Source organism: Marinomonas sp. PE14-40 (assembly GCF_051623805.1).
In the GTDB taxonomy this organism is placed as follows: domain Bacteria; phylum Pseudomonadota; class Gammaproteobacteria; order Pseudomonadales; family Marinomonadaceae; genus Marinomonas.
On record NZ_CP130700.1, the window covers coordinates 924,316 to 937,597 of the forward strand.

The 13,282-nt window shown below is 39.2% G+C and carries 11 protein-coding genes; 5 read left to right on the plus strand and 6 right to left on the minus strand.

The features are described 5' to 3' along the window. Positions 1-206: 206 nt before the first annotated feature. The 4 genes from Q0A08_RS04260 to Q0A08_RS04275 form a co-directional block, all read right to left on the minus strand. Positions 207-1,169 (minus strand): pentapeptide repeat-containing protein, encoded by a 963-nt coding sequence (locus Q0A08_RS04260; protein ID WP_438465114.1) that lies wholly within the window; start codon positions 1,167-1,169, stop codon positions 207-209. A gap of 226 nt (positions 1,170-1,395) precedes the next feature. Further along, entirely contained in the window at positions 1,396-2,460 is a 1,065-nt protein-coding gene (locus Q0A08_RS04265; protein WP_438465116.1) for a linear amide C-N hydrolase, read from the minus strand. Between the two features lie 259 nt (positions 2,461-2,719). Continuing rightward, a complete protein-coding gene (locus Q0A08_RS04270; RefSeq protein WP_438465117.1) occupies positions 2,720-3,151 on the minus strand; it encodes a GlcG/HbpS family heme-binding protein in 432 nt (143 codons plus the stop codon). Between the two features lie 145 nt (positions 3,152-3,296). Next, positions 3,297-4,061 carry an IclR family transcriptional regulator gene (locus Q0A08_RS04275; RefSeq protein ID WP_438465119.1) on the minus strand — a complete coding sequence of 255 codons (765 nt, stop codon included), beginning with the start codon at positions 4,059-4,061 and terminating at the stop codon, positions 3,297-3,299. Positions 4,062-4,374: 313 nt separating this feature from the next. Between Q0A08_RS04275 and bhcA the strand changes: the two genes are divergently transcribed. From bhcA to Q0A08_RS04300, 5 genes are all read left to right on the plus strand, one after another. Next, on the plus strand, positions 4,375-5,556 hold the full coding sequence (bhcA, locus tag Q0A08_RS04280) for an L-aspartate--glyoxylate aminotransferase BhcA (protein ID WP_009834866.1): 1,182 nt from the start codon (positions 4,375-4,377) through the stop codon (positions 5,554-5,556). 39 nt (positions 5,557-5,595) lie between these two features. Beyond that, entirely contained in the window at positions 5,596-6,567 is a 972-nt protein-coding gene (gene bhcB / locus Q0A08_RS04285) for a beta-hydroxyaspartate dehydratase BhcB (RefSeq protein ID WP_438465122.1), read from the plus strand. Positions 6,568-6,663: 96 nt separating this feature from the next. Continuing rightward, positions 6,664-7,812, plus strand: coding sequence for a 3-hydroxy-D-aspartate aldolase BhcC (gene bhcC / locus Q0A08_RS04290; RefSeq protein WP_438465124.1), 1,149 nt, complete (start codon positions 6,664-6,666; stop codon positions 7,810-7,812). 67 nt (positions 7,813-7,879) lie between these two features. Further along, positions 7,880-8,866, plus strand: coding sequence for an iminosuccinate reductase BhcD (bhcD, locus tag Q0A08_RS04295; protein ID WP_438465126.1), 987 nt, complete (start codon positions 7,880-7,882; stop codon positions 8,864-8,866). A gap of 240 nt (positions 8,867-9,106) precedes the next feature. Beyond that, positions 9,107-9,973 carry an isocitrate lyase/PEP mutase family protein gene (locus tag Q0A08_RS04300; RefSeq protein ID WP_438465127.1) on the plus strand — a complete coding sequence of 289 codons (867 nt, stop codon included), beginning with the start codon at positions 9,107-9,109 and terminating at the stop codon, positions 9,971-9,973. 57 nt (positions 9,974-10,030) lie between these two features. On the opposite strand, the gene Q0A08_RS04305 is transcribed toward Q0A08_RS04300, so the two are convergent. Then, entirely contained in the window at positions 10,031-11,002 is a 972-nt protein-coding gene (locus Q0A08_RS04305; protein WP_438465128.1) for an FHA domain-containing protein, read from the minus strand. A gap of 99 nt (positions 11,003-11,101) precedes the next feature. Beyond that, complete coding sequence (locus Q0A08_RS04310; RefSeq protein WP_438465130.1) at positions 11,102-13,282, minus strand: YcaO-like family protein; 2,181 nt, start codon at positions 13,280-13,282, stop codon at positions 11,102-11,104.

The window sequence follows — 13,282 nt, forward strand, 5'->3', positions numbered from 1 at the left end:
TAAAACGGTAATAAGTACGCTAATCATATGATTGTTAATAACTTTCATATATATCGAAAAAGCCGTGGGCAGTATACGTAGGGAAAATAGAATGTGTTTTTTCAAGACACAAAAAAAACAGCCTATTGGCTGATTAGATTATAGAATACTGCTGATGTCAGCTTAGAAGTGTTTCATGTCGACTTATGGCTGTTTTGACAAATAGCTTAACGCGTCATTTTTTTTACGAAAACAACAACGAACAAAGCCAAGGTAAAGCTGCCAATAAACGCTTCAATAGCCGCCAAGAAGCGGGATAGTCCAAACGGGGTTAAATCGCCATAACCTAAGGTAGTGAATGTCACGACACTAAAATACAGACACGTCAGAAGCTGCATAATATTCTCAGAGAAGGTGCAATTTGTTCGCCACTTTAGTACCTCCTCTCCATCATGAACGCCAATGCCAGCATACAAGAGTCCAAAAGTTATAATTGCCAGAAGTGAGAACATCACAACACGTATCGGCCTTTCACCGTAACCACAAAATATATCGACAACTTTTGAGTAAAAACGCTTTGATGAGAACATAGGCATTAAATATCGCCGCATTACCATTTCACGTTCAAAAAAATGCCCGGATGTTTCAAATAAACCGGCTTGCTCACTAGCCTTTCTAAGATTGCGATAAATTTCTTCCGATTGTTGCCAGTAATCTTGTTTTTCTACCTGAGTTTTCGCTTGACGTGCCATCTTTTCTTGAATGATTTCTTTTCCCCAGGTTGCGCCTTCTAATCTTGCTCCTTCTAGCCTTACGCCTAATAAGTTGCATGAATCGAGTTTGGCACAATGGAGGTTGGCATAGCGTAAATCCGCTTTCATTAATGATGTGCCAGTAAGGTTACAACCAAAAAGGTGGGCTTCTTTCAAATTTGCGCGATACAAATCTGCATTAACCAGTTGATAGCCTTCCTTGTGTCCGCCATGAACTAAGTTGATGCCTTCTAAATTGGCTTTTCTTAGTTGAAAGCCAGACATGGGGAAATTATCTTTCGCTCTTTGCTCTAATAAATGGGTTAAATTAGTCTCTTGTTTTAACTCATCATTATGCCAGTAGCACAGACTTGAATCATTTTCAGAATGATGGTGACATTGGATTCCATTCTCACAAACGTACTTACACTTACTCATAGGCAAAGTGTAGGAAATATTTTCATACTACTCGAAGAAATTGATTAAAAATTACAAAACCATAAGCTGTGTAATGTTAGTTAACCAAAATTAGGATGATTGGCCCTAAGAAAGCATTAAAGGCAAGAAAGAACAGTGACCAAAGTGGTGATTAAGTAAGTTCTCACCACTTCAAGGGAGGCTTCGATTAAGACGCAGGTTCCCTAGGCCATCTTGAAGAGTAGGATTATGCAATAAATTTGTTATCTAACATTTCAACTGGAGCCTGATACGGGTCACTGCCCAATTTAAACTTATGATTGATTAATCCTGCGACAACATTCTGCTGAACTTCACCGTCATTATTCTCAATCAAATCGAGCTGTAATACATCATCTACAAAATTGATATCTGCCAATACGCAATAACAAACATCTTGAGTACGGTTATTATAGAAATAATAGGTTTGATTATTGTGATCACTCACACTTGACCATTGCGTTTCTGGAGTAGAAACATTCTGACTACTAAAATTAAAGCCTAAAGGTACAGACACATTAGCAATAATAGAACGTGATTGTGCGATCGATTCTTGCATCGAATCAGCTTCGGTTAAATGATTTAAATAAAATGCAGCACGTTGGAATCTATCTGCAGAGAATGGTCCACCAGGTATTGTTTGAGAAGGTGTAGGGTTATCCTCACTCCATTGCCATCTAGTGGCCATATTGAGAAGAATTTGAGTTTCATAGTCAGGCTGGTTAGTCATGACCTTAAAGTTGTCACTTTGATAGACGTTAAAAATACCATTTTTGACTTCTATAACGGCAGAGTCGCCATAAATATCAGACACAGCAAGATGCAATAAAGCATCATTCTCACTTCCAGGCATTTTTTTATTGATTAGCTGAATTTTAATCTCACTGTCATCAGCAAACTTATCAACGACTTCACTGACATACTTACAGGTATCTAATACATACTGAACCCATCGCGTTACGTCTAACTGTTTATCAAATGAAGCATAACTTGAGAGGTAGCTTGCACTAGTGTCAAATAACGCGTTTGCGACTAAACCTTCGCTATTAATCCCCTCGCTGGCTGCTCTATCATTGCCTTCACCTATCATTGTAATAACAGATGAATATTGAGATTCCCATTTTAGCGTTTTGCTAGTTACTTTAGCGCAACCCACTTTACTTAACCCTTTATTAAAACAAAGCAAACTCGTCGCGAGGGGTGTTTGCCAGTCCATGTTTCGTGCTGTTGTTAAGAAATCGTTTGAAGAATTATTGAATACGCGAGTGCACATAAGCAGTCCTTTAATTTATTAGATTTTGCTTACAAAATCGATAAATCCGAGACTACATCCCTGAGATTACAAAAAATATTACCTGATATTACATTTTTATTTGATGAATTTTATCTTTATAAAACAGTAAAATAACGCAATTTTAGTGCATCATTTAGCAAAAGTGAGCGTTATTCTAAAAATAGTTAATTCATATATAAAGTTTGCAAAAAAAAACGAGCTCATTTATCAGCTCGTTTTTCTTTTATTACAGCAAATATTACAAGCAAGCGTGATTAAAGCTTTCAATTCCTGCTTTAGCGCAGCTTAAATCTTGGCTTGGAGCACCAGAGCTCACGCCAATTCCGCCTACAACCTCTCCATTAACACTGACAGGTAAACCTCCTCCCACTATACATAGCCTTCCACCCAGTCCTGTGTGAATACCAAATAGATGATTATCCCCACCAGGAATACAGGCTTCGTTATATTCATGGGTTCCTTTACGAGCAGATGCAGCGGTAAAGGCTTTATCTTGAGCTAATGTAATACTGTGAATTTTACCTCCGTCCATTCTTTCAAAAGCAATTAAATTGCCAGACTCATCTGTCACTGCAATACACATAGGCACACCAATCTCTTTGGCTTTATTAACTGCCCCAGCAATTAACACATTTGCATCAGATTGACTTAATCGATTAATCGATAACATGGCTTCTACTCCTAAATACAAAAAAATAAAAAAAAGGTGTCTTGGTCTCGAATAAAAAGTATTTATCTAGATTAGAAGTATCTATTCGGCTTACACATGTATTCAAATTAACCAATTTGATACAGCGTAAGCCGTTATTCTGAAACTACTCTGCTGAATACCCAAGCTCAGCCGAGATAGCTCTACCGGCTTCAACCAAATCAGTAATCCATTCATCTTTTCTTCGATCGATTGGTGCGGATAAAGATAATCCTGCTGTGATGCCACCTGATCTGTCGTATAAAAGAACCCCGATACAACCTACGTCTATTTCAGCTTCTTCATTATCAAATGCATAACCTCTATCAATACAAGACATGCATTCATCATACAAAGCTTCATAAGATGAAAAGGTGTTTCTTGTATAAGCAGGAAGATTCGTTCTTTGTTCGTAACTACGAATACCCTCTTCTCCACTCATACCTAGCATAAGTTTCCCAACCCCTGTTACATGTAGCGGTGCACGTGAACCAACAACTTGTTGAACATGCATCATACGATTAGGCGTCACTTTTTCGAGATAGATAACCACATCGCCTTCACGAATAGTAAGGTTAATAGTCTCACCTACCTTATCTCTAAGCTTTTCCATGTAAGGCATAGCAACTGCACGAAGATCAACTTCTGAATGCTGGCGATTACTAAGCTGTATCAACCTCTGCCCCAATCGATACTCACCACCAGCATCACGGTCTACAAACTTGTTATCTATTAAAGAATGTAGAATTCGATATGCCGTTGATGGATGCAAGTTTGTGTCTGCACTCAACACTTTGAGCTTTACTGGTTTGGTATAACGTGAAATTGCATCAAGCAATAAAGCAGCTCTATCGATAACCTGTATACGTGATTCTGGTTTAACTTTATTCATAAGACTTACCATTCTCTAAAACTGAACAATGCTTAAGAATATAAGGGTAAAAAAAAATAAAAACCATATAACGAATGGATTATTTACACTTTCACATTATGAAAACACTGTTTTGACGTTTTATTTAAATAAAGTACTGTAATAACAATGTCTTAAAAATAATAATAATTTAAAATGCTCGTTTTCATAATATGAAACCACATCACATTGCGGTCAAAGAATTAAATTTATAAGGTAAATGCATACCAAGAAACATCGTTTGATTTTTACGCTGTTTTAAATTTTTTACATGAACCTTATGGAGTTATTTCCTATGTCCGAACAGAATCCGGTTTTCATTCCTGGCCCGACTAACATCCCTAATCGCCTATTAAATGCGATGCACATTCAGACTCAGGACCACAGATCACCAAACTTTGTGGAAACACTGACTCCAGTACTTGAAGGTTGCAAAAAAGTATTTGGCACAACAACGGGCGAAGTAATCACATTCCCTTCAACAGGTACTGGTGGTTGGGAAGCGGCTATCAGTAATACATTATCTGCTGGTGACAAAGTACTTATCGCTCGCTACGGCATGTTCTCACACCGTTGGATAGATCTTTGCCAACGCCATGGTTTAGAAGTTGTTGTAATTGAATGCCCTTGGGGTGACGGTGCGCCAGCGGATCTTTTTGAAGAAGCATTAAACGCTGATAACAATCATGACATTAAAGCGGTACTTGTAACTCACAACGAAACAGCGACTGGTGTACGTAGTGATATCGCGGGTGTTCGTAAAGCAATGAACAATGTAAACCACCCTGCAATGCTATTTGTTGACTGCGTAAGTTCTTTAGCATCAATGCCATTTGAAATGGATGCATGGGAAGTTGATATCGCTATTTCTGGTTCGCAAAAAGGTTTCATGCTGACCACTGGTATGGCGATTTTAGGTGTAAGTCAAAAAGCATTGGCTGCAATGGAAACAGCAAATCTACCACGTACCTTCTTTGATTTCAGAGACATGATGGGTGCAAATGCGAATGGCGGTTTCCCTTACACACCACCACTACAGTTAATCTTCGGCATGAAAGAAAGCTTAGACATGCTGTTTGATGAAGGCCTTGAAAACGTTTATGCACGTCATTTCCGTTTAGCAGAAGGTGTTCGTCAGGCAGTTGCTGCTTGGGGCCTTAAGTTATGTGCAAACACACCAGAGCTTGCCTCTGACAGTGTAAGTGCCATTTATGTACCAGAAGGCTTTGACAGTAACGAATTAACTGCACATGCATTTGATAAGTACGGCGTATCTTTTGGTATTGGCCTTGGCGAAATGAACGGTAAAGCTTTCCGTATCGGTCACCTAGGTTCTTTAACAGATGTAATGGTTCTTTCTGGATTGGCAACGATTGAGATGGCAATGGCTGATCTTGATTACCCAATTCAATTAGGTGCCGGCGTTGCTGCAGCACAAGAGTATTTTCGTAAAACAGCTAAAAAAGCCAACGCCTAACCGCGTTGGTCTTTAATCCGATGAATTGCGAGGTTAAGCATGAGTTCTGAAGAAAATTTAGTGATTCCAACTTATGACGACGTTATTGCCGCTCATGAAAGAATCAAGCCTTATATACATGAAACACCTATTCTGACATCTCAACGTTTGAACGAGCAAACAGGTGCAGAACTATTCTTTAAATGTGAAAACCTGCAAAAAGCAGCGGCATTTAAAGTACGTGGTGCCTCTAACGCTGTATTTGGTTTAACTGACGAAGAAGCCAAAATTGGTGTTGCGACACACTCTTCTGGTAACCACGCACTGTCTTTGTCTTATGCAGCAGGACAACGCGGCATTCCAGTAACAGTGGTCATGCCTAGAACAGCACCTCAAGCTAAAAAAGATGCGGTAATAGGCTACGGTGGAACTATTGTAGAGTGTGAGCCATCAACTAGCTCACGTGAGGCGACATTTGCTGAAGTAGTTGCAGAGTCAGGTGCTGATTTTGTTCACCCATACAATGACCCTCGAGTTATAGCAGGCCAAGCTACTTGTTCAAAAGAGATGCTAAGCCAGGTTGAAAACCTTGATGCTGTTATTGCACCTATCGGTGGCGGTGGCATGATCTCAGGCACATGCCTAACCATTTCGAACATGGCGCCTAATGTCAAAATCTATGCAGCTGAGCCTCTAAACGCTGATGATGCAGCCCGCTCTTTTAGAGCAGGTCATATTATCGCAGACGATGCCCCAAATACGGTTGCTGATGGCTTAAAAGTGCCATTAAAAGATTTAACTTGGCACTTTGTAAGTAATCATGTCACTGACATCTTAACGGCAACAGAAGATGAAATTGTTGATGCAATGAAGCTAGTGTGGAAAACAATGAAAATTGTGATCGAACCAAGCAGCGCTGTGCCAATAGCCACTATTTTGAAAAACCCAGAAATCTTTAAAGGTAAGCGAGTTGGCGTCATCATCACAGGTGGTAACGTAGATTTAGACAAACTTCCTTGGCTTAAAAACTAATTCAATTCAAATAAAAATTTGTTTTAACCTAGGCGCTTTCCGCTCATCAGCTTAAGTCTAGGTTAAACCATTAATTAACTCCTATAGGGGAATAAAATGACGACATTAGATAATTTAGAAGTTGGTTTTGATGTTCCTGCATTGCCAGGTATGGACGTTGCAGATATTCAAACACCTTGCCTAGTTGTTGACCTTGACGCACTAGAGAAAAACATTAAAACCATGGGTCAATATGCCAAAGACATGGGTGTTCGCCATCGTGTTCACGGTAAAATGCACAAATCAGTTGATATTGCCCTACTTCAAGAGAAGCTAGGTGATAGCTGTGGTGTTTGCTGTCAAAAAGTATCTGAAGCTGAAGTATTCGCTCGTGGTGGCATTAAAGATGTATTGGTATCAAACCAAGTACGTGACCCAGCTAAAATCGATCGTCTAGCACGTATGCCTAAACTTGGCGCTCGTACCATTTGTTGTGTGGATGATATTGAAAACGTTGCAGAACTTGCTTCTGCTGTTGCCAAACACGACACACAAATCGAATGCCTAGTGGAAATTGATTGTGGTGCGGGCCGTTGTGGTGTTCAAGCAGGTCAACCTGTTGTAGATATCGCAAAAGCAATTGCTGCCACACCTGGTCTTAAATTCTCTGGTATTCAAGCATACCAAGGCGCTATGCAGCACATGGAAAGCTATGCTGACCGTAAAGAGAAAATCGACATCGCTGTTGAAATGGTAGCTCGTTCAATCGAAATGCTTAAAGCAGAAGGTTTGGAGTGCGATATCGTTGGTGGTGGTGGTACAGGTTCTTACTACTTTGAAGGTAACTCAGGTGTATTTAACGAACTACAATGTGGTTCTTATGCATTCATGGATGCTGACTATCAGCGTATCCACGATGAAAATGGCGAGCGTATTTCTGAATTCGAAAACTCACTTTTCATCCTAACATCTGTAATGAGCCACACTAAAACCGACAAGGCTATTTGTGATGCAGGCCTTAAAGCACAATCTGTTGATAGTGGCCTTCCTTACATCTTTGGTCGTGACGATGTTGAATACATCAAATGCTCTGATGAGCACGGTGTAATTTCTGATCCAAACAATGCCCTAAAAGTGAATGAGAAACTTAAACTTGTTCCTGGACATTGTGATCCAACCTGTAACGTTCACGATTACTATGTTGGTATTCGTAACGGCAAAGTTGAAACTCTATGGCCTGTTTCTGCACGTGGTAAAGCTTACTAATACGGCTAGCCTTGCTCGCTAGCATCCTACCTGCTAGCGAGTTCTATAAATTACTTGGAGAATCACTATGAGCACTGAAAATAAAGGTGTATCAATCGTTTCAGAAGAAACATGCCAAGCAGTTGTCGGCCGCCCCGAAGCATTTACTGCTGTCGAGAATGTATTCGCTGCTATGGCAAAAAATTCAGCTTACAATTTCCCTGTGGTACGTGAAGCTATCGGCCATGCCGATGCATTATATGGCTTTAAATCTGGTTTCGACCGTGATGGCATGGTACTTGGCGTTAAAGCAGGTGGTTATTGGCCTGGTAATGCGCAACAAGGTATTACTAACCATCAATCAACGGTCATTTTGTTTGACCCAGACACAGGTAAAATTAAGTCTCTTGTTGGTGGTAATTATTTAACAGCTGTTCGTACTGCAGCATCTTCTGCAGTATCTATTGCTCACCTAGCACGTAAAGATTCTAAAGTGTTGGGTATGGTTGGTGCAGGCCACCAATCTACTTTCCAATTACGTGCAGCGGTTGAGCAACGTGATTTTGAAAAAGTCGTTGCCTGGAACTTCCATCCTGACATGCTTCCTAATCTTGAGAAAGTGTGTGTTGAACTAGGCCTACCTTTTGAAGCGGTAAGCCGTGAAGAACTTGGTGCGCAGGCAGACGTAATCATCACTATTACCTCTGCTTTTGAATCACTTATGCAAAAAGATTGGATTAAGCCGGGTACACACATTGCTTGCATGGGAACAGATACTAAAGGTAAGCAGGAAGTCGATGCTGACCTATTAGCTGCAGCAACGGTATTTACTGATGAAGTTGCTCAATCTATCTCCCTAGGTGAAGCTCAGCATGCTGTTGAATCTGGATTGATTCAAATATGTGATATCACACCAATTGGTGAAGTCATTAATGGCACTCACAGAGGCCGTACTTCTGAAGATGAAATTACCTTGTTCGATGGAACAGGTGTTGGTCTTCAAGATTTAGCTGTTGCCTCAGCTGCTGCTGATTTAGCAGAAGCGCAAGGTAAAGCTAACTTTATTGATTTATAGGTTTCTATCAATCAATGGTGAGCTCCATTGGGTAAGACTGCTTACCTAGCCTCACCTAAAACTGTTTATCCAGTTTTATTTCCCTTGGCTACTGTGCGTCGAATTTTGTAGCAATTACGCCTACTTAGAAGTAGGCGTTTTTTTGTCTACAACCTCACCAAAAGATAATTTAATTATTATATTTACTCTATAAGGTTTATTTATAAGCCTATCCTCCTTTTTCTTCTAGGTAATTTCCTAATGCATACAATCGCAAGACAAAAATTAAAGCTTCAACTAACTAAGCAAGAGATCATGGTGTGCGCATCTGTTTTTGATCCACTTTCAGCAAGAATGGCTGAAGATATTGGCTTTAAAGTCGGAATTTTAGGTGGCTCGGTTGCTTCACTCATTTCACTTGGCGCACCTGATATTAATCTACTAACGCTAACTGAGTTATCTGCTCACGCGAAAAGAGTCTGCCAAGCATCAACCCTGCCAGTTATTCTGGATGGCGATAATGGCTATGGTAATGCTCTTAATGTTATGCGAACCGTTGAAGAACTTGAATATGCAGGCGCATCATTAATCACTATCGAAGACACCATTTTGCCTTGTCGCTTTGAGGAGCCTGCGTTAAGTCAAATAAGCACTAATGAAGCTTGTCTCAAACTACAAGCGGCGGTTAAGGCAAGAAAAGACAAGAACTTAATGATTTTTGCTCGTACACATGCATTAAATGAAGGCAGTAATCATGACATGTTAGCGAGAATACAAGCTTATGCAGAAACAGGCATTGATGGCATTTGTATTTTTGGAATAAGTGATAAAGAAACGCTTGAACAAGTTAGCAATACTACAAAGCTACCTCTAATGCTCATCAGCTATGGTACTCCAGATTTAGGCAGCCAAGAGGATCAAGTTAAACAAGGTGTTCGTATTCGCTTAAATGGCCACAAAGCATATGAAGAGTCAGTAAAAGCAAGTTATATGTCGTTGCAGACACTTTTTCATGGAGAAACAGCAAACAAGGAAGAAATAGATGCCAAGACTTTAATTAAACAGTTTTCCAATACAGACGAGAAACAAGCTCAAACTAAAGAGTTTATTTATCCAGACAATAAATAAGACATAAAAAAAGCTTTAAGCATAATGCTCAAAGCTTTTATTTGATTCTTAAATTTTTTAATTTAAGAAAACATTTTTATTTGTATATTCATCAAGCTCACGCAGCTTCATACCGCCGATGATTTGAATCTCAGTAGAGAAAAAACGAATCTCACCTGTTCTTCTTTCGATTACTTGAGGCATTTGCTCAGGTAGCGGATACGCTTCTAAGAATTGCTTTCTAAATCGATAGATTTGAATGTTTATATGGTTTTCATTTTGCCCTAACATTTTACATAATAGGTCTTTATCCAACCAACCACATTCAGATAGGCTCATGCCATACGACTGATCTTCTTTAAATTTACGAGCAAGCATAAGAACAAGGTAGTGGTGATTTCTTAATCCTAAATCAACCTCTTTATCATCAAGCATTAGCTTGATAGAGACATGCTCTTCATTCTGACTTACATCGAAATTGAAGGCGATTTTTTTAGGCGCAAGAGCAATATTATCAGCCATAAAGCTAGTTTCTATACTGGTTTCACCATCAACAAACTTCCATTGTTTATCGTAGCTACCTACTTTATCACCCATTTTAAGCTCGTAAGGACCAGTATCATTCTCACACATCCACATGCCACGAGAATTCTGATATATAGCTACTTCAGGGTTCTCTTCAGATGGAAGCACATTGATTCCATTCAGATAAATGATAGGCAAGCCTTTTGTAACAGGTAACAGCATACTTGCAGGTGGCTCTAGATTTTTAACATACCAGGAAGATACTTCTAAACCACCAAATTGAATTTCGTCATCCAAATTAATTCGCGTCTTTTCACCACGAACAATTTTAGTGCCATTAATGAAAGTACCATTGGTACTCATATCTTGAAGCACCCAACCTTCACCATCCCAAATCGCAACAGCGTGGGTACGTGACGCTTCAGGTTGAATCAATTCTGTTTCAGTCGTTGGATGACGACCAAAAATATGTTGAGGCTGTATGATGACTTTCTCACCTGTACTGCCGTTAATTAGAATTGCCATACCCTTTCCCCTCATCCTTAAGTTATTTTACTGTACCAACGCCCATACACTGACACCATTACAGATAATTACAGTTTTAAACAAACCTATAAGTAAAATTTATATATATAAGGCTTGCTGATTAATTGATTGCTCTGTGTTCGAAACCGCTAAAAGGCCCATATTTATTGGCGCTTGGTACAATCGCTCGTTAGCTAATTGAGGCCAGATATGGCACAAACCAGGCACAAATACCTTCGCTGTAAACAAAGGAATATGAGCGCGACTATAATTTAAAGCCAACACCTCCATGCCTTTGTATTTTAATTGCGTGATGATAGCCGAAATATCATCTTTGATATCTGTACTTGGTTTAATTGCATAGGATTCATTTTTAAAACCGTTAGAGCCACTTAGGTAATCGCCCTCCTCTATCAAATCAAAATCAAATGGTGCTGCATTTTGATCTCGAATAGGAATCAACTGACAGAGTTCCGTCAAAGCTCTTTGCGCAGCCATTTCAGGAATCAAGTGACAGCCAAAACCCATCACTAGACCGCCAGTCTTTTTATCTCTACCAAAAGCCCCCATTACAGGAATACCTATGTCAGACGTTAGGTCTAATACCCAATAATCATGACCCGAGTTACTATCAGGGCTTAAGCATTTATCCAATTTAGATAAGTTTTCAGGATCTAAAGTCTCTAAGTTAAATACTGGACAGATTAGTTTGTTGTACCACCAAATAGCAGTCGCATCTCTTTCTATCAACTCAAAAAGCGCTTGTAAAATAGCCTCTTCCAATGTGTTTCCAGCCGCACAGCCATTTGAGTGCCAGCGCCCGAACTCATCATCTGTAAAAGGAATATTACTAAAGCACTGTGAAAGAGGTACATATACTCTCTCAGATTGCGTCAGTGACCAAGTTGGTAGCCAGTGTATCATTTCATTATTATATGGTTTCGCAGCCTGCTTAAGCCTTGAGTCTGGATGACCTAGTTGATTAAACTTATGATATTGGTCTGCACTATATGGGACTAATGATTGAAAGCTTTGAGTTCTTAGACCTTTTTCTACCAACTCAGATTCACATACACTCAAAAGATCTACATCAGATTGATATAGAGCAGCATATCTTTCAATCGCCTCAGATAATGCACTTGCCTTAGATTGATCATGGCTTACACCTTTACCAAGACAAATCTGAACAAAGCTATTACGATCAAACTCAGTTAATTCAGATTTATTCTGAGTTTTAAAAAAGCCAGTACGGTATATTTTTATGGGTGAATTTGGTGTTTCACCTATCACTTCAAGATGATTAATTATGCCTGTAATGGGACTAACCAGCGGCATTAATTTTTCAACTGTTTGAGTCGCAGTGATGCTTCTCGAACCACCATCAACATTAAATCGACTAATGCATGACTCTAGCTCAATAGGACTATTAATCTGATTTGAAAAGTCGACATTGTTATCTAAAGCATTATTAATAGCATGAGATTCGAATGCTTCAGTATTAGGCCTAAAAATTGACATCAATTTATCGCCAGATTCATTAAACGCTACAAATTGTCCCTCTAACAAGCTTTCAAGTGCATCAATAGATTTGCTATTTAGTTGCTCAAAGATCTCAAAGGGATAAGCGTGACTATCTGATGGATAACATAGTTCTAGAGTTTTACGTACAGGCTGATTTTCTAAAAGCTGCTCTTGCAACTTAATGAATAAGGGGATCTCATTTTTATTAAATGCAGATGTGACACTAATTGCTTCCCCAGCAACTTTAAGCACTAGAAAATGCTCAGCCTTAATACAACCCTTGATTCGCTTATCCAATAAATCATCAACTACTATTATCTGAAAATTTTTATTAGCAGCGTAATTTTGTTTGAGACTATCAGTTAGGCACCGCTCAATTTGGTTTAATACTTCATCCTTACATAGACTTAAGGAGCTAAGCGATATATTAGACTTTGAGGTTTTTATCTGCCTTGTTATTGGTTCTCCAACAAACAAAGGCTTTTTAAATATATTTTTTCCAGCATTTTCATCAATTACGTTAAGTTCAACTAGTTTGTTTATTTGGTATAAGAACAGTGACGCCCTCTCATCCAAATTTGCCTTAGTTGCCAAGATGTCATCAAGCGTTTTCTTCCCATCAATTTCATCAACAAAAGGAAATTGCTCTTGTGGCAATAAAAGCTGCTGTCCAGAGGACAGCAGCAAGACATCTTTGTTCTTCAATACATAGACATTAAATTGACCATGCCAATGATAAACAGTAGACGATTCTTTCAT